Genomic DNA, 23,449 nt, shown 5'->3' on the forward strand with positions numbered 1-23,449 from the left:
GAATGGCACCCTTTGGAGTCCTACCTTGGCCTCGCGCGCAGTGCCCTCCCCACTGCCCTGAAAGCCGCCTCGATCTCCCTGTAGTTGGGAATGTGGCGTGCCCGCAGTATCCTCTCACCTGCCCGCATGCTCTCCCCCCCGAGCAGGCAACCGATGACCACCTTCCGCGTCGACCGCGAGAACCGGGCGATCTCCGACCCGAGGTGGACGGGATCGAGCAGCGCGGAGGGCACGGCAATCACGACCGCGATGTCCCATGAATCCTGGTACTTGGTCAGGACATCGAAGACCCTCGCGTACCTCTCGACGCCACCGTCCCCTATGATGTCGAGGGGATTCTCCCTGCTCCACATGGGAGGGAGGAACGCGTCCAGTTCCTCCCTCATCGCCTCGGGGATGGGGACGAGGTCGATCCCGTAGCGTTCCGCGTAGTCCGATGCCATGACCGCAAACCCGCCTGCCGTGGTGACGACGATCCCCCTGTTCCCCTCGGGATAGCCCTCCGAGGAGAGGAGCTCTGCCACGTCGAATGCCTCGGTGATGGAGTGGACCGGGATGATCCCGGCCTGCCTGAACGCCGCCTGGTAGACCTCGTAATCACCCGCGAGGGAGCCGGTGTGGGACGCGGCGGCCCTCGTCCCCAGACGGGACGACCCCGACTTGACCGCGATCACGGGGACGCGGCGGGTAACCTCCGCGGCGGTCTCCATGAATTCCCTCCCCCGCTTGATCTCCTCGACGTAGAGGATGACCGCGCGGGTCTCCGGGTCCAGCTCCAGCACGCGGAGGAATTCCACGAACCCGAGGTCGGCCTGGTTCCCCACGCTGACGATCGTCGAGAACCCGACCTGCTCCGGGACGCTCCAGTCCACGATCGTCGTGATGACCGCGCCGCTCTGCGATACGAACCCGATGGGTCCGGCCCTCGGCATGACGGGATCGAACGTCGCGTTCAGGCCAATCCGCGGGACGATGAGGCCGAGGCAGTTGGGGCCCATCACGCGCATGCCGTGGCTCCTCGCCACCTCGAGGATCTCCTCCTCCCTCCGTGCCCCCTCCGCGTCCTCCTCCCGAAAACCGGAGGAGAGGACGATGGCGAGGCGCACGCCCTTCTCCCCGCATTCCCGGACGACGGCCGGCACCGCGGGTGCGGGGATGGCAATGACCGCGGCGTCCACGGGCCCGGGGACATCCTTGATGCTCCCGTAGACTTTCCTCCCCATCAGTTCCCCGTGCCGCGGATTTACGGGGTACACCGTGCCATGGAACGAGAGGAGGTTCCGGAGGACGACGTACCCGATCTTGTTCGGGTCTGCTGACGCGCCGATGACCGCCACGGAGCGCGGCGAGAAGAGCCCGGGGTCGACCTGCCCGGGCTGCGAAACTCTCTCTCGCGGGCGCGGGCCTGCCGGGAAGGCGCGGGCATCGACGACCACGCAGCCCTCGCGCGACAGGAGGAGGGGGTTGCATTCAAACTCGCCTATCGTGTCATCGGAATAGAACGCCCTCGAGAGCGAGGAGATCGCGTGGACGAGTGCCTCCTCGTCCATCGGCGGGCTTCCCCGGAATCCCCGGATGAGCGGGTAGCTCCGCAGCTCGCGCACCATCTCCCTGATCTGCCCCTCGTCCACGGGGAGAACTCTTATCGAGACGTCCCGCAGGATCTCGACGAGGATGCCCCCCGAACCGCAGAGGATCACTTTCCCGAAGGTCGGGTCTGTCTTTCCCCCGACGATGAGTTCGAGCCCCGGCGGGACCTCGGCCTGCACGAGGATGCCATCCACGACCGCGCCGGGAACGCGAACGGGGACCTCCCTCAACAACCTTTCGCATGCCGCCGCGGCATCCTCCGCGGTGCGTATCCCCGTCACGATGCCCCCCGCGTCTGTCTTGTGGAGGACCTGGTCGGAGATGACCTTCAGGACCACGGGGAACCCGATCTCCTCGGCAGCCTTCTTGGCCTCTCCCGGCGTCCTCGCGATCGCGTGCTCCGGGACGCGCACTCCGGCCCTCTCCACCCATTCCAACGCGCGGGAGAGGGTGATTGCCTGCCGGTCGCCTGCCCGTTCCCCTCCTGTTCCCACCCCTGCTCCTCCTCCGGAACGCCGTACTCGATCTCCCCTTGGCGCCGCGTCTCATTACCGTGTCGGATGGCCCGCGAAGGCCGAGGGTCCATGATTCGTACCCGGGGCATGCCCTTCATATACCGTGCCTGCCCCATATCGATCCTGCATGGAGAGGCGAGGAGAGCGCCGGAAGGAGAACCGGCCGGAACGTCCCCCCCGGCGCACGGCGGAGTCCTCCCGGTCCGCTGCCCCCGTGGAAGGCCTCCCCCCGGCCGTCTCCGGGGCGATCGTCGAGTACATAGAGAAGAAGACGGGGAAAAAGTGGGGCGACGAGAGCCTCTTCGAACGCCTCTCGCGGGCAATCGTCGCCCAGAAATCGGAGTACTGGAAGGCGGGGAGGAAGAGGGTCTCCTACGGGAAGGGCTACCAGGTCCTCGGGTACCTCGCGTACCATTTCCCCGTGTACTACGCGCAGGGGATTTACCTGATGCACGAGCTCGAGGAGAGGGGGCTCGTCTTCCCCTCGATGCGCGTCCTCGACGTCGGGGCAGGGCCGGGAACGGTTGCGCTCGCGATCGCGGAGTACGCGGGGAGGAGGGGGGACTTCACCGCGGAGATCTTCCCGGTCGAGAAGTCCGAGGAGTTCATCGAGGCGTATTCATTCCTCGCCGGCCGGCTCTCGCCACCCGGCGGGCCCGTCACGCTCCGCGAGCCGTTGAAGGCAGACATCCTCTCCATAGGACGGGGCGACCTCCCCCGCGACCTCGACCTCGTGGTGTTCCAGAACGTCCTCAACGAGATAACGACACTCACTCCCTCCGAAAAGGGAAAACTCGTCGCGGATTTCGCGGCGGCGCTCTCGGGGAGGGGGAGCGTCCTCGTCGTGGAACCCGCGGACCTCGACAATTCCCTTTCTCTAAGGGCGGTTGCCCGGTCGGCCGCGGGATTCGGCCTTTTTATCCACGCGCCCTGCCGGTTCCTGTGGGGACAGGCCTGCACATCGGACCGGTGCTGGAGCTTCGTCCAGAAACCCCCGATCCGTCCGCCCCCCTTCATGCAGGACCTCGCCGAGGGCAAGGAGGGCTACCGCTTCCTCAACGTCGACATAAAATACTCTTTTGCCCTCCTCCGGAAAGATCCCCCTCCGCCTACCCTGGGTATCCCGCTCACGGCGAGGAAGTACGTGAGGCTCGCGGCACTCGCGCGCCACGTGAACCGGAGGGTGCGGGTCGCCGCGACGGTGGTATCGGGTGACATCGGTGACCGCGAAAACCACGTGTTCGCGGTATGCGACGGGAGCTCCGGTATTCCCGTCTACGCGATCCTCCCGCGCTACCACGTGAGCGAGAGAAACAGGTGGCTCCTTTCTGCCCGCTACGGCGAGATCGCCGAGTTCTCGTCCGTGCTCGTCCGGTTCAATCCCAAGTACGCCGCGTACAACCTCCTCGTCACGAGGGAGAGCAATGCCCGCCCGTTCCTCGCGGCGGGGCGCGAAGAGTCCGGGGAGGGGGAGATTTTTGCCGGCGGGAAGTGACCGGGACGGGCGGTGGCACGAGGCCCCCGTGCCCGCGCGGGCACGGATCCCGGCGAATCCCGCGGCGGGGGAGGGTTTATCCTCCCTATCCTCCATATTGAAAGGTGGAGAGGGAGGGGGAGAGGAGTGTTTCCCGCGGCCGGTCACGCCCCCTCCTGCCCCACCCGCGTGGAAGGGGGTCTAGGGAGAAAGATGCGGCACATCATCTCGGTCAGGGATCTTTCCAAGGAAGAGATAGAGACGATCCTCGACGATGCTGCGGCGATCCAGTCGGGGTCGTACGATCCATCCGCGCTCAGGGGAAAGTTACTCGGGCTCCTCTTCTTCGAGCCGAGCACGAGGACGCGGATGTCGTTTGCCGCAGCCATGGCACGGCTGGGGGGCGACTTCCTCTCGATGGACAGCGTGGAGGCAAGTTCGATGGCAAAGGGGGAGACGCTCGCGGACACCATCAGGGTCGTGAGCGGGTACGTGGACGCGATAGTCCTCCGCCACCCCAAGGAGGGCGCTGCCCGCCTCGCGAGCGAGTTTGCACGGGTCCCCGTCATCAACGCGGGGGACGGGGCCGGGCAGCACCCATCGCAGACCCTCCTTGACCTCTTCACCATCCGGCAGTCCATGCCGCTCGAGGGGATCCACGTGGGACTCCTCGGCGACCTGCGGTACGGGAGGACGGCCCACTCGCTCGCCCACGCGCTCTCCCTGTACAACGTGACCATCCACACCATCACGCCGAAAGGGCTCGAGCTCCCCGCGGGGCTCGCGGGCGAGCTGCGGGACGCGGGGACGGAGGTGGTCGAGCACGACGATATCTCGACGTGCGTCCGCGACCTCGACGTGCTGTACGTCACCCGGATTCAGCGGGAACGGTTCCCGGACGCTGCATCCTACTTCAAGGTCGCCTCGAGTTACCGCGTGACCCCGGAACTCCTCTCCGGCACGAGGGACCACTTCATCGTGCTCCACCCCCTCCCGCGCGTGGACGAGATCGACCCGCGCGTCGATTCCCTCCCGTGCGCACGTTACTTCGAGCAGTCGGCAAACGGCATCCCGGTAAGGATGGCGATGCTCCTTCGGGTGATGGGATGACGCGGAAGAAAGACGCGCGCGACGGTCTCCTCATAAGCCCGATCGAGAACGGGACCGTCATCGACCACATCACGGCGGGGGAGGCGCTCAACGTGCTGCGCATCATCGGGATCACGGGGACGACCACCGAGTCTATCTCCGTCGCGACGAACGTCGAGAGCAAGAAGATGGGCACGAAGGACATCGTCAAGATAAAGAACAGGGAACTGCGGAAGGAAGAAGTCGACCGCATCGCGCTCATCGCGCCCCGCGCCTCGATAAACATCATCCGGAACTACAAGGTCTGGGAGAAGAAGGGCGTGGACATCCCCGACCGCGTCATAGGGATCGTCCGGTGCCCTAACCCGGGCTGCATCTCCAACACGAACGAGCCCATCCGTTCCTGCTTCCTCGTCCAGAAAAACGGGCTCCGGTGTCTCTACTGCGACTGGCTCATCACGAAGGACATCACGAGCCACATCATCTGACCCCGGGGCACGGGGGGGATGAGCCCGGCAGGCCCTCCCTACACCCCTCCCCGCCGCGGGCCCCTCGTTTTCCCCGCGAGGTGGGCCACCGCCTCCTTCCACGCCCTCACCTCGTCGGGGATGACCGGCGTGACCGCGCCCCCCTGCCGGTCGCCGCGCGATTCCCTCGAGTCCTCCTCGAGGTCCCCCTCGATCTCGAGGTAGATCTCCCTCACCTTCCCGATCACCGCGGGATCGGCGTCCCACATGCCCCGCGCGTGGGCCTCGAGGAGCCGGCGTGCCATCTCCTCCATCGCCCAGATGTTGTGTTCCCTGAAGAACTCCCTGTTCTCGCGGTCGAGGAGGAACGTCCGGGCAATATCGTCGAAGATCCGGTCGTCGACCTCCCCCGTCGTCGCGTCCCACCCGAAAACCCTTCCCGTGCGGCGGGAGAGTTCCGCGGCGCCCGCGTACCCGTGGGCCTTCAACCCCTCGATGTACTGGGGATTGAGGAGCTTGGTCCGCACCACGCGCCTTATCTCCTCCGCGAGCGTCCGGACTTCCACGCGTGATGTGTCCCGCGTATCGCCATAGTACGCGGGGACGTCCTTGCCCGACACATCCCTCGCTGCCGCCGTCATGCCCCCGTGCGACGCGAAGTAGCAGCAGCACCCGAGGAGGTCGTACTCGTCGGTAACGACCTTCGAGAACGTGGCATCCACGGTCGAGAGCTGGGAGACGAGGTCCTCCCTCGCCGGTTCGCCGAACCTCCCCCTGCCGTAGGAGTGCCCGTTCCAGTAGATGAACACGTCCGAGAGGTCTGCCGTCGACTCCCACGCCGACGCGTAGACTGCGAGGTTCACGCCCATCCCGTACGTCCCCCTCGGGGCACCGAATATGCGGGGGACGTGCGTGCCGGCCGGCGTGACGGCCCGGAGGTAGTTCCACTCGGGGGGCTCGTCGAGTGACGAGATCTCCCTCACCACGTCGTCGAGTGCCTCGATGCACCCGAAGAAGCAGTCCCGGAGGATGCCGGAGACGCGGACCGTGATGCCGATGCGGGGCCTGCCGAGGCGCTCCAGCGGGACCACCCTGAACCCCTTCAGCCTCCCGCCCTCGTAGGACGGTTCCGCACCGACGAGGGCGAGGGCCTGTGCCATCTGCTCGCCCTCGGCCCACATGATGTCCGATGCCATCCAGACGAGCGCGACGTTCCGCGGGTACGTGCCGTGTTCCTCCCTGTACTTTTCCACGAGGAGGTCCGCGAGGCGGGACCCGACCTTCCACGCGGCCTCGGTGGGGACGGCCGAAGGGTCGATGGAGTAGAAATTCCGCCCCGTGGGGAGGATCTCGATCTTCCCCCGGGAGAGGAGGCCGGATGGCCCGGGCCTCACGTACTTCCCCGCCATGCCGGAAAGGAGGCTCCCCGCCTCATCCGAGAGCTCGAGTCGCCATGAGAGGTCGCGCACCTCCCCCGCGAGCCGGGACAGCCCGTCCACGTCTGTCTCCGCGAGCCTCTCCCCGAGAGCGTGGGCCGCGGCGGCCGCGGGGTCTTTTCCACCGAGCAGCGCCGCGACGAGTTCCACCGCGTACCTATCGATGACTCCGATGAGCGCCGTCTCCGAGGGGGACACGCGCATATCGAGGCCCATGAGGCGCGCGACGAGGTCACGGAGGTGGCCGTCGTGGTCGAGAATGGACGCGATGAACCGTGCCCTCTTTGCCCCCTCCGGTACCGTCCCGAACACGTGCATGCCCTCGGGGATCCGGGTCGAGTAGATCCCGGAGAGGAGACGGTCCAGCCCGGGGAGGATATCGTCCACGGAGGCTCCCGCCGCGGAGGGATCTCCGAGTCCGATCTCGGCCGCGAGCCCTTCCTTCCGGACGAGGTCGAGGATCTGGTGCGAAAGGGCGTGCGCTCTTGCCCCGTCCGTGTCGCGGTATTTCCTGTAGGCGTCCGCGAGCTCCTCGAGCTGCTTGAGTACCCCGTAGGGACTCGTGGGGGCCATGACCGTCTGGAGGTGGTCCACGAGGGTCGCGTGTGCCCTCCGCTTCGCGATCGTCCCCTCGGACGGGTTGTCCGAGTTGTAGACGTAGAGGAGCGGGACGCTGCCGAGGACCGCGTCCGGGAGGCACTCCGCGGAGAGGGCAACCGACTTCCCCGGCAGGAACTCGAGCGTCCCGTGCGTGCCGACGTGGACGATGACGTCTGCCCGGAACACGCGCTCGAGGTAGCGGTACACCGCGAGGTAGTGGTGCGGTGGGGGGACGGCGGGATCGTGGAGGATGCGGCAGACCTGCCCGTCGCAGCGGGACCCTGCGCAGCCCCTCTTCGGCTGGGTGCAGACGACCGCGTTCCCGAGCCGGACCCCGGGGATGACGATCCGTCCCCCGTGGACCATCGCGGGCGGGACGCCGTTTTTCCACTCGCCAGGGGGCTCGCCCCACGCCTCCCTCACCCGGTCCCGGAGTGCGGGCGGGAGCTCGGAGAACCACTCCCGGTACGTTTCGAGGTCGACGAACCCGAGCGCGCCGCCCCTCGCGACGATGTCCTCCACCGTGGTCCAGCGGAACTCGTTGATCGCCCTCCGGCCGAGGATGGTCCGGGCGAGTTCCTCCCCGCTATTTGGCACTTCCACAAAGTACCCTTCCTCCCTCATCCGCGCGAGGATCCGCGCCACCGACTCGAGGGCATCGAGGTGCGCTGCCGCGCCCACGTTCGCCTCGACCGAGGCACAGGCAGAGCTGTTCAGGACGAAGGCTACCCTCTTTTCGCTGTTGGGCTTCTCCCGCAGCCTCAGGATGGCCCTCGCGCGCGCGGCGAGGGTGCGGACCCTCTCGGGGATGGGGTCGTGCCATTCCTGCCCGGAACCCTCCGGCCCGTCCCCCCTCGCGCACCCTACCGGGATCATCCCCGTCATCCCGTACATCTCCGGGAGGATCACGGACCACGCGAGTTCCGTGCTGGAGAGGCCGTCCTGCTTCTCCCTCCACTCATCTCCTGTCCTGTAGTAGACGACGAGTGGGTGGATGACGGGGACATCCAGTTCCGCAAAGACCCTCTCGGGTTCCGCGGCGTCGTGGGAGAGGGCAGAAGACTGGAGGCAGACGAGGAGGTCGACCCCCCTGAAGTAATCCCTGATGACGGCAGTCGAATCCCGGATACCGACCGCGGCATCGCCGGTCCCGGGCGAGAAGACGGCGATGACATCGCAGTCACGTTCGAGTTCCCTGATGAGCCCGTCGACCACGGCGAGATCCCCGTTTGCCCAGTAGATGCGGGAGAAGAGGATCCCGACCGCGTGCGCGTGGTGCCTCCCCCTCCACGCCCAGTACTCGTCGGCAGAGGAGAAGACGCGGGGGGCATCGGGATGGTACGCGCCCTCCCAGAGCTCCGGCGAGGGTTCCGCGAAGGAGATTTGCCTGCCGAGGACCTCCGAGGCGAGGTACCGGAGGAGGTTGACCATGTTTCCCTCGCCGCCGCACGAGAAGTACGCGCTCACCCTCGCGACGACCGCCGGGGGCTGGTTTGAGACGCGCCAGAGGGAGGGATCCTGCCCGAACGAGATGACGGGGACACCCTCGGGGAGGGCGGCGACGACCGTGTCCCAGTAGCTGTCCTGCGTCGGGTGGAGGAGGATGACGTCCGAGCCGGCGAGCGAATCGATGCAGGCGGAGAGGACCTCTCCATCCCGCAACCGGAACGTCGCCCACGCGTTCAGCGCGACCCCCTCCCTCTCGGCAGCCTCGCGGAGCAGCGGGAGTTCGCTCCCCCAGACGATGGCCGAAACGCGCACCTTTCTCACGCTCCCACGGGTTCCACGGGGACGATGACGGGGATCCCGTCCACCTTCGCGGTCGCGACCCTCACGCCGTAGACATCCCTTATTGTCTCCCCTGTGAGTATCTCTTCCGGCGGGCCGTCCCCCAAGATGCGGCCGTCCTTCAGGAGAATCACCCTGTCGCAGCAACGGGCCGCGATGTTGAGGTCGTGGATGGCCATCAGGACACCCATCTCCCCTTTCTTCGCGCGCGACCTGAGTATCGCCATGATCTCGAGCTGGTGGCGGAGGTCAAGGGCGCTCGTGGGTTCGTCGAGGAGGAGGAGGGCGGGTTCCTGCACGAGCGCCCGCGCGATCGTCACCTTCTGCCGCTCCCCGCCACTTATCTGCGTCACCTTCCGGAACGCGAGGTCCTGGAGCCCGAGGCTCGCCATCGTCGAGGTGACGACCTCGATGTCCCGGTCCGCGACCCCCCACGAGACGTAGGGCCGCCTCCCCATCAGGACAGCCTCGAAGACCGTCATCGCCATCCCGACGGAGAACGCCTGGGGTACGTAGGCGATCAGCCGCGCACGTTCCACCGGTCCCATCGAGGAGACGTCCTTCCCGTCGAGCGTGACCTTCCCCACGGGGGCGAGGATGTAATCGATGCACTTGATCAGGGTCGTCTTCCCGCTCCCGTTCGGCCCGAGGACTCCCACGATCTCCCCGTCGCGGACCGCAAGGTCGATTCCAATGAGGACCTGCCTCTCGCCGTAAGAGAAGGACAGGTTTTCGACTTCGAGCCTCACCAGTACTCCTCCTTCCTGCGCACGAAGAGGTAGAGGAAGAACGGGATGCCGATGAATGATGTCATGATCCCGACCGGGATGATCTGGGGGGCGAGGATGGTCCTCCCGAGCGTGTCGGACGAGAGGAGGATGAGCGATCCCACGAGCCCGGACGCAACGATGAGGTACCGGTGGTCGCCGCCGATGGCGAGCCGGGTGATGTGGGGTGAAACGAGGCCGATGAAGCCGATGGTCCCCGTGAAGGAGATCACGGACGCCGTGACGAGCGAGGCAGCGACCATGTAGAACGTCCTCGTGTGCTCCACCTTCACGCCGAGGCTGTGGGCGACGTGGTCCCCCATGGAGAGGGAATTGAGGTCCCACGACCTCCACACGAGGAGGGGGGTGATGGCACCGACGACGAGCGTCACGAGCGCGAGCTTCTCCCACGACGTCCGCTGGAGGCTCCCGAACATCCAGAAGACGACCGCCTGGAGCTGCTCTGTCGATCCCATGTACTGGAGGAAGGATGTCATCGCGCCGAAGAGGTACATGATGATGATGCCCGCGAGGACCATGCTCTCGGAGGATATCCCCCGGTACCTCGAGAGCCCGTAGATCGCCCCTGCCGCGAGCACACTCATCGAGAACGCGCTCGCGACCACGAGGGTGTCGGAGTAGACCACCGCGGGGAGCACCACGATCGCGAGGGCCGCGCCGAACGATGCGGCGGAGGCGATCCCGAGGGTGAAGGGGCTCGCGAGGGGATTCCGCAGGACCCCCTGCATGACGGCCCCGGCGGTCGCAAGGCCGAATCCCGCCACGATGGCAAAGAGGACGCGGTGGAGCCGGAGGTCCCAGACGATGGTGGATACCACGGGGTTGGATTCGAAGGCTGCGGGCGCGAACCTCGACGCGATCGCTCCTGCCACGTCCCCTATCCCGAACCCCGCAGAACCGGTCGTCACCGCGACGAGGGAGAGGAGGAAGGTGACGAGGATGAGGGCGACGATGAAGAGGACCCTCCGGGCCTGCACGCTGCGGAATGCGTGGATCAGCCCCTTCTCCCCTTTTCCCATCGTTTCCGCCTCTCCTTGGTTCATGGGAGTACTCAGTCCGCGGGATACACGAACAGATCTGGCCGCGCGAGCGCGGGGTCGAGTTTCTGGAACCTCACCAGGTACTCGCGGTGGAGCCCGGCGGGGTCGAGTCTCCCCGCACTCGCCGGGTGGAACCACCGTGCCATGTAGGTGACCCCGATGATGTACTGGGGTCCGCCGAGGATCGCGTTGTGGAGGATGTAAATCCTCCCTTCCCTCGCGGCAGGCAGGTCATTCCACCCCGGCCTCGCGAGGAGGGCCCTGTGGATGTCTGCAAACCGCGTGGCGTTCTGGCCGGAGTACCCCCCGAACACGTACTTCCCGGACCCCGCGAGTTTCACGACAACGTGCGGCCGCCGCGCGACGATGGATTCCGGGTCGACCTCGGGGTACTCGGACTGGCTGTCCGAGAATATGTTCGCGCCCCCGGCCATCGCCACCTTGACGTGGTACCCTGACCCGGGTCCCGCGCTCTTGTAGTCGTTCCACGTCTCGATGTAGACGGGGACGGGCGGCTCTGACCCGACCGCGTCCCTCACGCCCGCGAGTGCGGAGGTGTAGAACCTGTCGAGCTGGTCGAATTCCGCTTCCTTCCCGAAGATGAGGGCGATATTCCGGGCATCCTCGAGGTACGTCTCCGGGCGGTAGCAGTCGAACCGGAAGACGTGCGCCCGGGGGAGCGAAGTCCTCACCCTCTTTTCTATCTCGTCGCACTCGGCCGTGCTCACGGAAGCATACAGGAAGAGCGCGTCGGGCTGCAGGGAGACTATCTTCTCGAGGTCAGGTGCCCAGATCGAGCCGACGGACGGGTACCCGGCGTACTCGGGGAAAAACTCGGGTTTCTGGGCGTTGTACTTGTCGACGGCCACGACGACATCCCTGCCGACGGAGAGCGCCCGCATCGTCTCGAGTGTCTCCCCGTTCATGACGATGATTCTCCGGAGCGGACGGGAGAGGGTGACCGTCCTCCCCGCTGAATCAGTCACTGTCCTCTCCCTGCCGCCCCAGTGGAGGAAGATCCACGCGGCATCGCGGAGGTCATCGAAATCGCTGCCGGAGACCGGGGTTCCCGATTCCATCGTGTCGAGGATGCGGGCAGAGATCTCGCCGCGCGAGATCGCGCCGTCACCGTCCGTGTCCAACGGGAGACCCGCGGAGACGTGTGAACACCCGAGGAGCAGGGTGAGCAGGAGACAGAGGGCGAGTACTGTTGCTTTCACGGGATACCACGCCTCCCCCCGCGTATCTTCCCCGCGACTCCGAGTGCACACGCCACGGCCGCGAGGGACCCCGCGAGCACCGGACTCGATTTGCGGGTGGAATCGCGGTCCCCCTCTCCCGGTGCCGGGGTGTCATGGGGCTGCACACTGCCCGCCGGTATGACGCTGCCCGTCTCTCCCGTCTCGAAGTCGGTCCACGACCCGCTGAGGGCTCTCTCGGGATTCTCCGCTGCCGCAAGCACGTACGTCACGTTCCGCTCGACGAGCGCAACGAGGAATAGTGTCTTCCCCCTCTCCCTGTACTGGTCCGGAGGGAGGGAGACACCGAGTACCTCGCAGCCGTCCGGGAGGAATTCCGCGATTCCTGCAACTGTCTCGTCCGACAGGATGAGTGTGACCCTGTACGTGGCATTCCCCTCGTCGGCCACCGTTCTCTCGACGGTCAGGGCACACGCCTGCGGGACGAAGAGGAGGAACACAACCGCCGTGAGGACTGTCCCCGCTGACCAGCGCGCCATGGCTAGATATGTTCTTGTACTACACAAAAGTGTAATGGTTTTACATTGTCTTCACAGATATTTCTTGCTGAGTGGAAAGTATGTCAAAATAATAATTTTGTATTAATTCTTGTGATTAATTCCTGTCAGGGTGTCAGTGACCCCTGCCCGACGCGGTGCAGAAAACCATCCCCGTTGCCTCGTGCACCCCTGTTCGGAAATACTATCTCCATGGAGGGGGAGACTCTCTTCGTATCCACTCGCGGGGGAAGGAGGACGCATGGTTCCCATCGAGACTTCAGGGCTCACGAAGTACTATGGGGATCTCTGCGCCGTCGACGACCTCGACCTCTCCGTGGGAAACGAGATATTCGGGCTCCTCGGACCGAACGGGAGCGGGAAGACGACCACGGTACTCATGCTGACGACGCTTCTAGAGCCCACGCGCGGGCACGCACGGGTGTGCGGGTACGACGTGCGGGAAGAGGCGCGGGAGGTCCGGAGACAGATAAGCTACGTCCCCCAGGAGATGGCTGTCGACATCAAGCTGACCGGCAGGGAGAATGTCGCCCTCTTCGCGAAGCTCTACGGGATTTCGCGTCGTGACGAGGCGATCGACAGGGTCCTCGAGATGATGGACCTCTCGGAGCGGGCAGACGACCTCGTCAAGACGTACTCCGGCGGCATGCGCCGCCGCCTCGAGCTCGCCCAGGCGCTCGTCCACGAGCCCAAGGTCCTCTTCCTCGACGAGCCCACGATAGGACTGGACGTCGCGGCGAGGAGAAAGATCTGGGAGCATATCAAGGCACTCAGGTCACGGGGGATGACGATCTTCGTGACGACGCACTACATGGACGAGGCCGATGCATCCTGCGACCGCGTTGCGATCCTCGACCGCGGCCGGGTCGTCGCCGTGGACTCGCCTCCCTCACTCCGGGCCCGCATCGGGAAAGGCATCATAAGCGCGCGGGTCACGGGGAGAGTCGCGGGGGATCCCCCCCCGGGGATAGAGATCCTCGGGGAGAGGGAGGGTGGCGAGGTCGTCTTCTCCACGGACCACGGGTCGGAGAAACTCCCCGAGCTCTTCCGGTGGCTCGAGGGCCGGGGGCACAAGGTCCACTCGCTCAGCCTCCGCGAGCCCACGCTCGATGACGTTTTCCTCGCCCTCGTGGGGACGCGGGAGGACGGCTACGGCTTCGACGACCACCGCTTCAGGACGATTCTGCGGAGGAGATGATGAAGGATATCATCTACTACTTCGAGCGCGACATGCTCCGGTGGGTGAGGGGAAGGATCTCGGTCGTCTCTGCACTCATCATGCCCGCTGCCTGGCTCGTCTTCGTCGGCCTCGCGCTCCCGACGACTTTCTCCGAGCATTACATCGACTTCATCACCCCCGGGATACTCGTCCTCACGATGCTCGGCGCTTCCCTTCAGGGGGGCTCGCTCCTCATCTTCGACAAGATCCTCGGGTTCCTCAACAAGTTCCTCGCGCTCCCCTCGTCCCGCGAGAGCATCCTCCTCGGGAAGATCCTCTTCATCACCACCCGCGGGCTCATCCAGGCGACGGTCATCCTCGTGCTCGCGTGGGTGCTCGGCGCTTCCCTCCTCTCCCCCGCGGGAATCCTCCTCTCGTACGGTATCCTCGCGCTCTTCGGGATACTCCTCTCCGCGTTCTCGACGACGATCGCGCTCTACCTCTCTGACCACGACTCCTACGCCGCGTTCAACGCGATGGTGAGCATGCCCCTCTTCTTCACGAGCAGTGCGCTCATGCCCTACGACGTCATGCCCCCGTGGCTCTCGATGCTCGCGTACTGGAACCCCGTGAGCTTCGCGATCGACGCGATCCGGTCTCTCCAAGGGGGGGCGATTGCATGGACGCGCATCGGCGCGCTCGCTCTCCTCGCCGTCCTCGTCGTCGGGTTCTGCATCCACAAGTTCCGCACCATCACCATATGAGGGGAGACGACCTCCTTCCTTCCTCCCCGCGTGGATGCCACTGTCCCGCAGTTGTCGCCCGGGGTAGTCAGAATAAAGGTATTTAATATCATACCTAATAACAAAAATATAAAAAAATTTATTACTACATCCATTCCATACTGGTACGGCGGATATCAGTCGCCTGACATCCTGCCAAAGGCAGGAGGATCCCCGGGGGACCGGGGACTCTGCCGCCTCATGGTCAATGAATCGTTGGAAGGAGGGGGAACCGTGATGCCGGGAACAACTCTGAAGGGTGGTTCCACACTCGACATAAAGAAAGACCGATGCCTCTACTGGGCGCCACGCGGTCCTCCCGGGAGCGCCTATTCCCGTGGAAAAGACCTCTATGCGCACAAGAGAAAGGGGATGACTCCTCTCTACTATCTCCACTACTGGTCGGTGAATCCGGGCGAGAAGGATCGCTTCGTTCCCGTATCGCCGGTAATGGCCGCGCGTTTCCTCGAGGAGAGGGGACTCGTGTGCCCCGAGATCGGCCATCAGCGGGGGGCAGAGATCCTTCGCCGGTGGGGGTACGGCATCCTCGAGGAATTTTGAAAGGAAGGAAAAAATCCGCCGGTAAAGCCATACTGCCCGTCCCCTCGTGGGGGAGAGATCCCCCACTAGAAACCTTTCACCCATTCTCTCGTTCACGTTTTTTTTGCACTGGCCACGGAAAGGCAGCCGCACTCCGCGACTCGAGGGATACCACGCCTGCCTTTCCCCCTCGTTTTCCGGACTGTCAGTTCCTCCGCGGGGCGGGGGGTGTCATCCCGGCCGGACCCTGCACGCGGATCACGACATCCCTCCCGGGGAGGACCTCCCCCTCGAACTCCTTCTCGGCATCCTCCCAGCGGAGTTTCCCCTTCACCGTGCCGATCTGGAGGAAGTCGAAGCGGGCCGGGGTCTCCTTGCCCGTGTCCTTCCCGAATACGTATACCCGGGCTCCCTGCGGGTGACTCTCTATCGTCAGGTTCCCCCACGGGTAAGGCTGGAGGACGAAGTCGACTGTCATGTCGACCGGTTCGCGGGGGAAGTCGACGAGCGTCACGACTTTCCCGGCCGGGACGAACCCGGGGAGGGAGACCGTCACGCGGTGCTGGCCGGGAGAGAGGTTGCCCACCACCGCGGGCGTGCACGTGCCCGTGGAAAAACCGTCGACCACGATGCGGGCGCCGGGGGGAGACGAGGTGACCATGATCGCGCCGGATGCCTCGCCCGCCCGCGCGAGAGTGAAGAATGAACCGTCCGGGACCGAGGGGGGGACCGGTACGGAGTAAAATTTCCCGTCGGAGATAGCCGTCACGAATGGCGTGTGCCCCTCGACCGTGACCCTCGCGGGGAGGGGGAGGAGGGGACCTATCCCGTTGACCGAGAGGAGGGCACCTGCGAAGTCCGAAGAATTGAACGTGATGGTCCGGGAGAACGTTCCACCGGTCGAGAACTGGACGGGCGTGATCTCGCCGGCGCTGACCCATACCTGCCTGCTCTCGGGGGAGAAAGTCGCCTCCTCGAGCTCAACGCGGACGGTGTGCATCCCGGTTTTCAGCCAGTTCGCCACCACGGGCGTCCTTGCGAGGACTCTCCTCCCGTCGATGGAGACGGTCGCGCCACGCGGGTACGACGTGACGTAGATACCCCCCGTCGCGCGCTTCTCTTCCCCGCCGGGGACCAGGTCTCCGGGTGTTTCCAGCCCGCTTCCCGTGCCTTCACCTGTCCCTCGCCCGCCGGGGCTCGAGTCCTCCCCGTCTCCTCCCCGGGGTTCGCCTGCAGCACCCGGAGCGCCCGGTTCGGTGCGGGGGTGAGTGTCCCCTCCCCCGCCAAGTCCCTCCTCGAGAACGATTCCTTCGGGCTCCGGGGCAGCCGGAGGAGGTCCGCGGGGCCCGGGTTGGATTCCTCCTCCTGCTGGGTGAGGGACTCCAAGGAGCGTGAAGATGGCCGAGAAGACACCCTCGATGAGGGTTCCGAGGAACCCATGCCGTTCCCCTGCCCGGGAAAGGTTCTGGGAGGTCCTCGCCCCGTGGGGAGGAGGCACGTTGTCTCTTGCGTACGCGTCCCCACTGCGGGTTGAAACGGCCCTATCCCCGTACGTGACGATGAGGACCGCATTCCTGTTCTCCATGTAGTCTCCCCTGTCTCTCACGGGGATACTCGCGACCTCCGCGGTATTGTCCCTCTCTCTCACCCACTGCGTGACGTCGAGATCGGCGATACTGATCCCCGAGGACCCTCCCGAGAGAGGGTTTTCCCACTCCCCCGTGTTGAAACGGGCCGCGTTCCGGTCATCCCCCTCGCCGGATGCCGCGGTACTCACGAGGACGAGGCGCGCGTGGTCGACCCGCGCGGCGTCCACTTCGCCGGGGAAACGGGCAGTGGTGACCGCTTCGTCCCCCGCGATCCCCGATCTTTGTTCGGCGAAGACGATGTCAGCACCCTCGCAGATCCAGTACGAGACTTCCGGCGCCCGCGGGTTCCCGACGAGCGCGACGAGGACGACACCGTACGCTGCAAATTCCCTGCCCTCTTCACCGCCGTTCCTGACGGCGACGACCCCCACCTCGCCGGGGCCGGCGATCCCCCCGAGGTCGAAGGCGAAGGTCTGGACAGGATAGTCGTACGTGCCCTCGCCTTTCGAATCCGTGTAGACGGCATCAGGCGCGAGCACACGCCCGTTCCACGTGACCACAGGGCGAGCGGGGACACCCTTTCTCGTCCCCGTCTCGTGGCTCCACGTCGTGTAGAGGTAGAGCCTCGGGTGGACGATCTCCCCGCCGGCAGGTAACGGGTCGAGGGGGGGGAATGTCCACTCCGTGCCGGAGGGGATCATCCCGGTATATTCCCCCGAGGCCGAGAGGAAGATCGTCCCGCGGTGGGTTCCCGAACGGTAAAGGGCGAGCTCCGATCCCCTGTACCCGGAACGCTGCCCGGCGGACAGGGGATGGTCCACCCCATCGGCGAGTGTCCCGTTTCCCGGAACACCTGCGGTTCCCGTCCCGGCTTCTCCCGGGCGGAGGGAGAAATGGAGCGCCGCCGTTTCACCTGCCGCCACGAGGACGGCCCGCAGGCCGGGCGCGAGGTACCCTTCCCTTCTCACCTCCACGACGTGGTTTCCCGCGGGGATTCCCGGAATCGTCGCGTTCGTCCTTTCCCCCTTTTCTTCCCCGTCGATGATGATCCGCGCGCCCGGCGGGTCGGACGTCACCGAAAGAGTCCCTGTCTCGTCCCCGGGAATCCTTGCAGAGAGGACTGCGAGGATGATCTTGAAAAACCTCGCGGTATTGTCGTACGTCAGGTCCGAGTCCCTCCCCTTCCGGATACTCTCGGTGACGTCGTGCCGGTCCACTCCCGCGTAGGGACTCTGGGGTCTCCCGCCCGGAAGGGTATCTCCGCAGAAACTGTACTCCGCGTTGCTGCTCGCGAGGTAAACGACGGAAAGCTCGGCCTTTTCACACTCTTCTTTGAGGACCCCCGTGGGAAAGGTCGTCTCCCCGACGTACGATTCGCCGAGGTTCTCCTCCGAGAGTTCACTGTCCGTATCGTGACCCTGATTGACCCAGTAGTGCACTTCATCCTGGTCCCCGTCGTCGTACGCGGCAACGAGGACGATTGCCTTCACCCTTCCATCGAAAGGACCGGTGTACCCCGGTGGCCGCGACGTTTTGACCCTGACCACAATATTCTTCCCGTGTATCCGGTCCGCGACGTCGTACCACAGGAGGTAGTCGCTCGTGACGCGGTTTGCGTGATCGCTGATCCGGACGGGGCCGACCCCCCCCTCCCCCGGGAATGAGTAGGGAGTGCTGAGGATCTCCGTGGCAAGCCTCGTGGAGCCCTTCCCCCCATTGAATTCGATATCTGCCTGCACCGGATAGTTCTTCTGCATGTGCCCGCAGTAGACGACGACGTAGAGGCGCGCCCACAGCACGGCGGTGTGATCCGGGAGGACGAACGTTGCCGTCCCTGTCGTTGCCATGGGAAACTCGCTCCCGGTATACACCCCTCCCGTCACCAGTCCTCCCTTCACTGTCTCGAGTGGGATCCCACCCAGGTAGGGATCTGCCCACGACGGGACGATGCAGGCCACCACGATGATGGTCGCGGCGGCGAGTGCGCGCGGGAACGAACTTTTTTCCATTCTCCCTACCTCCCCGACCGGATTGCATCCACGGGATTGAGACGGGACGCCTTCCACGCGGGGTAAAGGCCCGCGACGAGGGAGAGGACCACGGCGAGGGCAAGGCCCCACGCGAGGAGGGGCCACGTCACGAGTGCGATCTCCCTGTCGAGGAGCCCGGCGAACGCGTCGCCGAACCGCGACGCGATGAACGGACCGCCGACCGTGTTCATCGCGAATGCAAAGGCGATACCGAGCAGGTCACCGCAGAGTCCCCCGATGCAGCCGATGAGCGCGCATTCCACGAGGAACATCCCCATGATGTCCTCCCCTGATGCCCCGACCGCCATCGCGATTCCTATCTCCCTCGTCCTCTCGTAGACGGACGTGATCATCGTGCTCGCGATCATCAGTCCCCCGACGAGGAGGGAGAGCCCCGCGAAGAGCGAGAGGAAAGCGACACCCGTGTCCATCAGGCGGTTGACTGCCTCTACCTGCTCGAACGGGCCGCGGGGCGAAAGGCCAAGTGCCCGGACGCCCTCTGCGACCGAAAACACGCGCTCGAAACCATCCGTCCTCACGAGGACACCGCTGTACCCGCTCTCTTCTCCCCCGAGCGCAACGGCGAGCGAGAGGTCCATGAGGAGGGCCTCGTCGAACCCGTCACCACGTTCCTCCATTATCCCGACCGGGACGACGCGGAACTCCTTGTCGGACGGGCGGCCCGCCGCGTCGTACGTCCTCTTGACGAGGACGAGGGGATCGCCGAGGCGCACACCCTCGTACCGCTGGAGTTTGCGGGCGAGCGATGCACCGAGGACGACACCGTCGGAGGAATTGGAAAAACCATTCCCTTTCTGGTACCGGGCGAGGAGGACCGGTCCGAGCGCTTCCGGGGGCAGTCCCACGACCTGCACGTACGTCTGCCCCCTCGTCGAGAAAGTACCCCTGACGAGCGGGGCAGAGGCTGAGACGCCGGGGATGGCCCCGACGGCCGATGCCCTCGTGGGCGTGACGAGCTGCACGACGTTCCCCTCCACTCCCGGGACGGCCTCAAGGAGGGTGAGATCTGCCTGCGCCCTGATCGCCGCGACCGCCTGCGCCCGTATCCCCTCGCCGAGCGCGACAGTCCCCACGAGTGCCGCGACCCCCACGGCGATGCCTGCAACCGTGAGGGCAACGCGGAGCTTCCGGCGCGAGATTTGGCGGGACGCGAGCCGGATGAACTCGGGGATCCGGGAGATCACGCGACCACCCTCCCGTCCCGGAGCTCGACGCCCCTGTCTGCGTACGGCATGAACTCGCGCTCGTGTGTCACGAGGATTACCGATACCCCCTCCTCGAGATTCAGGCGGCGGAGGAGCGAGAAAATTTCCTCGCTCGTCGATGAGTCGAGGTTCCCCGTCGGCTCGTCGGCGAGGAGGAGGGGTGCGCCGGAGACGAGGGCACGGGCGATCGCCACCCTCTGCTGCTCGCCACCGGAGAGCTGGTCCGGGTAATGGGACGCCCTCCCGGAGAGCCCCACAATGGCGAGGAGCTCTCCTGCCCTCCTCCGCCTCTCCACGGGTGGAACTCCGGAGAATACGAGGGGGAACTCGACGTTCTCAAGGGCCGTGAGCGTGGGGATGAGGTTATACTGCTGGAAGACGAACCCGACCATCCCCCTCCTGTGCGCGACGAGGGCCCTCCTGTCAGAGAAATCGAGAGGTCGTCCCCTGATGAGGACAGATCCGGCAGTCGGTGCATCGAGCCCGCCGATGATATTTAGGAGTGTGCTCTTTCCACTCCCGCTCCTCCCCACGACCGCGACGAATTCGCCCTCTTCCACCGCAAGACTGACACCGCGCAGCGCCTCTATCCCGCCGGGGTAAGAGCGGGAGAGGGAGCGGGCCTCGACGACGGGGGGTGTCATCCCTCCCCCTCCCCGTACGTCACCGAGAGGACCGCGTTTGAGAGCATGAGGTAATCACCGTTGTCCCGGACCTCCACGTGATTGTCTGAGTACTTGAGGTACTGCCTGACCTCGAGCTGCGCGGTTCCGACCTGGCGCTCCTCGTCTGCCACGAAGACATCGCTCCACGACCGGCCGCCGTACCGGGGGAAGAGGATTCGCACCACGTGTCTAAAAAGGGGGGGAAGATCGCCGCGGCCCGGCGTGTTCAGCATGAGAATGTTCATCTCGGGGACATCCTCGCGGGAAAACCCCGCGGACGGCGCGACGAGGAGGAGGCGTGCGGATCGGACTCGTGGGATATCCACCCTCCCGGGGAAGTCCACCCTCGTGGTCGCGAGCGCGGGCGGAATCCCGTAGCTCCTGTAGAGGAGGTCGGCCCCCTCCGCGACCCAGAGGGCAGTCTGCTCCCCGGATGGCTCTTCGTACACCGTGAGGAGTGCGATCCCCTGCACCGCAAACGTCCTCCCGTCCCCCGCGGTGTTCACGATGCACACGGTGAAATTACCGGAAACCCGCACTGGCAGGATATAACTGTCCGTGCCGGAGAAGAAATCGTTCCTGCTCGCGAATCCCTTCGAATCGGCGTACCGCGCGGAGAGGGTGAGCGGGACACCTCCCCTCCCCCCCATCCGGACTTCCATCGTGGGGTACGCGGCTTCGCTGTCGATCCTGCTCCACGTCCAGTACACGTAGAGGCGCTCGAACCGCACAAGGGCACCACCCGGGATGGAGCGGGAGACGGAGGCCATGTACGCCTCTCCGGGCCCGATGGACCCGCTGTACCCCCCGTCCCCCTGCGAGAACGCAAAGCCTCCCGGAAACGTGTCGCGGAAGACGAGGGTGAGCGGCCGATCGCCTGCGTAGCTCGCTGCGACGGGGATGGCGCAGGGCGGAGCGAGGAGGAGCAGGAGGAGAAAGAGGAGTATTTCACGGGAATTCATACGTCCCTTCGATCCTGTTGTTCTCCCTGTTCCTCTCTGCGACGCGCTCCTCCTCGTCGGCGATCACCACGAGTGAATGCCGGCCCGGGACCGCGTGGATCGTAATCGCCTCCCGCACCGTGCCTCCCGACGGGATCCCGGCGACCGTCCACTTCGCGACCCTCTCCCCGTCGAGGGTGACAGTGACCGAGAACGGTGGGGAATCACTCCCCCCTGTGTTCCTGATCTCGACAGGGAGGATGTACTCGACGAGCGGGCTTCCGCCCGCCGGTGCGGCCCACGCTGCCGGCACGGGGACGAGGACTGCCACGGTCGCGACCGCGACGAGGAGTGGGACAGGGCGTCCGCGCCGGGTGCAGAGCCATAGTCCGATTGCTGCCCCGCCGGCGAGCGCGGTGACGGGGAAGGGCGAGGTTGGACGGGCTGCCGCCGCATTCTCCCTGCGCACCGGCTGGCCGAGGGAGACGGCGAGGTCCGCGGGTGTCCCGACCTTCACCGTCTTCTGCGCGTACGCCGGGGCCGCGCCGGGTGCCGTTGCCTCGAGGGCGATTGTGTGCACTCCCTCCGCTGCATCCCACGGGAACGCGACATCCGCCCTCCCTGCCGGCGAGAGGGTGGCACGCGCAGTCCCCGCACGCGTCCCGTCGACGAGGAAAGTGACCTCCACCGGGCCTCCCGGGCTGCCGCCGGCGTTCCATATCTCTGCCGTTATCTCCGCCCTCTCCCCCGCGTACGCATTCCTCACCTCGAGCGAGCTGAACGCGAGTGACGGCGGTGACACTGGTCCCTCCCTCCCCACCGCGAGGACCGCGAGGCACGGGTGGATGTAATCCTCTCCCTCGGGCGCCGCACCCGATGTCATGATGGTGCCGTCCCCGTCGGTATCACGCCCGCGCTCGAAGGTGAGGAGGTTGTCCTCCCGCAGGAGGCTGGCCACGTCGAATGTTTCCACGTCGACGTACCGGGACGAAAATCCCTCTCCCCCGCACGCGTCCATTGACTGCTCGTTCCCGATGTCACGGGTTCCGGCAGGGAGGATTCCCGCGGGGGGAGGGACGCCGAGGTCCACGCCGTTGAAGGCAACGTAATCGGGCTGGCCGCGGTTCGTCGCGACGAGTATGACCGAGAGGTTTGCCCACCGCACCCCGCTAGCCGGCATCCCTTCCAGGGGGATCTCCACCCTGTCCTTCCGCGTCGGGTTCGTGCCGGACCAGCCCTCGCCGTGGAGGTTCTCGTTCCCTTCGAGGACAATGTACCGTGTCGCGTCCCCGCCGTCCGCTTCGACCACCGCGACGACCGCCACGCAGAAGACCCTGCCGTCGATCTTGCTCCCTGCTTCACCCCTGCTCGTCGCGACGCCGATCGTGTTCTCCCCCTGTCTCAAGAGTGCCGTCGCGTCCCGCGCGATCCAGTACACGCCGTGCCCGCTGCAGTACACCCCCTCGGACCGGTCGTCCTGCCCGTAGAGGGGGATCTGTTCCAGCGTCCTGCCGTTCACGGTGATCCGGGCCCATCCCGTGTACCGCTCCGTGCCACCCCAGACACCGCAGTAAATCCTCGCCCACCTCGGGGCGCTGTCGAGTGTGACCGTGCATTCCGCGGGAGGGGCGGTCAATCCGTAGTTTCCCGCGACGATCACATTGCCTGCCACCTCCCCCCGGGCTACCGTCCTGAAGGGAAGTCCCTCGAAGTCGTACACTGCAGAACACGGGAGGACGAGGGTGACGAGGAGAACAACGAGTGCTCCCCGCACCGGACTGGAACGACGAGACATGCGAGAGAATTGGGGGGAGTTGCTATTAAAAATACTGCAATACACCTTGGGTATGATTTTATAAAGAGAAATATTCACTTTATTTTATTTCATAAATAGATTGCATTTCCGGGTTTTATCCCTCCCGGGTCGGTCCCCGTCATCCCGCCACTTCCAAAAATGTGCACCGCGGGTCCACC

At 65.5% G+C, this 23,449-nt stretch carries 17 protein-coding genes; 6 read left to right on the plus strand and 11 right to left on the minus strand.

Annotation, left to right across the window (positions count from 1 at the left end; all coding sequences use genetic code 11):
* Positions 1–20: 20 nt before the first annotated feature.
* Complete coding sequence (locus tag QFX32_02950; GenBank protein MDI9632998.1) at positions 21–2,084, minus strand: acetate--CoA ligase family protein; 2,064 nt, start codon at positions 2,082–2,084, stop codon at positions 21–23.
* A gap of 148 nt (positions 2,085–2,232) precedes the next feature.
* Here QFX32_02950 and QFX32_02955 point away from each other — a divergent pair, with 148 nt between their 5' ends.
* The 3 genes from QFX32_02955 (at position 2,233) to pyrI (ending at position 5,156) form a co-directional block, all read left to right on the plus strand.
* On the plus strand, positions 2,233–3,600 hold the full coding sequence (locus QFX32_02955) for a hypothetical protein (GenBank protein MDI9632999.1): 1,368 nt from the start codon (positions 2,233–2,235) through the stop codon (positions 3,598–3,600).
* A gap of 192 nt (positions 3,601–3,792) precedes the next feature.
* Complete coding sequence (gene pyrB / locus QFX32_02960; GenBank protein MDI9633000.1) at positions 3,793–4,689, plus strand: aspartate carbamoyltransferase; 897 nt, start codon at positions 3,793–3,795, stop codon at positions 4,687–4,689.
* Positions 4,686–5,156 carry an aspartate carbamoyltransferase regulatory subunit gene (gene pyrI / locus QFX32_02965; GenBank protein MDI9633001.1) on the plus strand — a complete coding sequence of 157 codons (471 nt, stop codon included), beginning with the start codon at positions 4,686–4,688 and terminating at the stop codon, positions 5,154–5,156. Before pyrB ends, pyrI begins: the two co-directional genes overlap by 4 nt.
* Before the next feature lie 38 nt (positions 5,157–5,194).
* On the opposite strand, the gene QFX32_02970 is transcribed toward pyrI, so the two are convergent.
* Genes QFX32_02970 through QFX32_02990 form a run of 5 tightly spaced genes read right to left on the minus strand, consistent with a single transcriptional unit; the run spans position 5,195 to position 12,525 of the window.
* Complete coding sequence (locus QFX32_02970) at positions 5,195–8,941, minus strand: cobaltochelatase subunit CobN (GenBank protein MDI9633002.1); 3,747 nt, start codon at positions 8,939–8,941, stop codon at positions 5,195–5,197.
* Entirely contained in the window at positions 8,938–9,708 is a 771-nt protein-coding gene (locus QFX32_02975; protein ID MDI9633003.1) for an ABC transporter ATP-binding protein, read from the minus strand. Before QFX32_02975 ends, QFX32_02970 begins: the two co-directional genes overlap by 4 nt.
* Entirely contained in the window at positions 9,705–10,790 is a 1,086-nt protein-coding gene (locus tag QFX32_02980) for an iron ABC transporter permease (GenBank protein ID MDI9633004.1), read from the minus strand. The genes QFX32_02975 and QFX32_02980 overlap by 4 nt, the downstream gene beginning before the upstream one ends.
* An 8-nt stretch (positions 10,791–10,798) precedes the next feature.
* A complete protein-coding gene (locus tag QFX32_02985; protein ID MDI9633005.1) occupies positions 10,799–12,007 on the minus strand; it encodes an ABC transporter substrate-binding protein in 1,209 nt (402 codons plus the stop codon).
* A complete protein-coding gene (locus tag QFX32_02990; GenBank protein ID MDI9633006.1) occupies positions 12,004–12,525 on the minus strand; it encodes a hypothetical protein in 522 nt (173 codons plus the stop codon). Before QFX32_02990 ends, QFX32_02985 begins: the two co-directional genes overlap by 4 nt.
* Positions 12,526–12,784: 259 nt before the next feature.
* On the opposite strand from QFX32_02990, the gene QFX32_02995 reads away from it, so the two are divergent.
* Genes QFX32_02995 through QFX32_03005 form a run of 3 tightly spaced genes read left to right on the plus strand, consistent with a single transcriptional unit; the run spans position 12,785 to position 15,045 of the window.
* Entirely contained in the window at positions 12,785–13,741 is a 957-nt protein-coding gene (locus tag QFX32_02995) for an ATP-binding cassette domain-containing protein (GenBank protein MDI9633007.1), read from the plus strand.
* On the plus strand, positions 13,741–14,466 hold the full coding sequence (locus QFX32_03000) for an ABC transporter permease (GenBank protein ID MDI9633008.1): 726 nt from the start codon (positions 13,741–13,743) through the stop codon (positions 14,464–14,466). Before QFX32_02995 ends, QFX32_03000 begins: the two co-directional genes overlap by 1 nt.
* A gap of 30 nt (positions 14,467–14,496) precedes the next feature.
* Positions 14,497–15,045 (plus strand): hypothetical protein, encoded by a 549-nt coding sequence (locus tag QFX32_03005; GenBank protein ID MDI9633009.1) that lies wholly within the window; start codon positions 14,497–14,499, stop codon positions 15,043–15,045.
* 184 nt (positions 15,046–15,229) lie between these two features.
* Here QFX32_03005 and QFX32_03010 read toward each other — a convergent pair whose 3' ends face one another.
* From QFX32_03010 to QFX32_03030, 5 genes are read right to left on the minus strand one after another with little or no spacing between them, the layout of a single operon-like run.
* Positions 15,230–18,622, minus strand: coding sequence for a DUF3344 domain-containing protein (locus QFX32_03010; protein ID MDI9633010.1), 3,393 nt, complete (start codon positions 18,620–18,622; stop codon positions 15,230–15,232).
* 5 nt (positions 18,623–18,627) lie between these two features.
* Positions 18,628–19,848 carry an ABC transporter permease gene (locus tag QFX32_03015; protein ID MDI9633011.1) on the minus strand — a complete coding sequence of 407 codons (1,221 nt, stop codon included), beginning with the start codon at positions 19,846–19,848 and terminating at the stop codon, positions 18,628–18,630.
* The gene (locus tag QFX32_03020; GenBank protein MDI9633012.1) at positions 19,845–20,513 is read right to left on the minus strand and encodes an ABC transporter ATP-binding protein; all 669 of its coding nucleotides are present in this window, start codon (positions 20,511–20,513) and stop codon (positions 19,845–19,847) included. Before QFX32_03020 ends, QFX32_03015 begins: the two co-directional genes overlap by 4 nt.
* Positions 20,510–21,496, minus strand: coding sequence for a DUF3344 domain-containing protein (locus tag QFX32_03025; GenBank protein MDI9633013.1), 987 nt, complete (start codon positions 21,494–21,496; stop codon positions 20,510–20,512). Before QFX32_03025 ends, QFX32_03020 begins: the two co-directional genes overlap by 4 nt.
* Positions 21,483–23,249 carry a DUF3344 domain-containing protein gene (locus QFX32_03030; protein MDI9633014.1) on the minus strand — a complete coding sequence of 589 codons (1,767 nt, stop codon included), beginning with the start codon at positions 23,247–23,249 and terminating at the stop codon, positions 21,483–21,485. Before QFX32_03030 ends, QFX32_03025 begins: the two co-directional genes overlap by 14 nt.
* Positions 23,250–23,449 lie beyond the last annotated feature (200 nt).

Origin of the sequence: Methanolinea sp. (genome assembly GCA_030055515.1) — an archaeon.
In the GTDB taxonomy this organism is placed as follows: domain Archaea; phylum Halobacteriota; class Methanomicrobia; order Methanomicrobiales; family Methanospirillaceae; genus Methanolinea_A.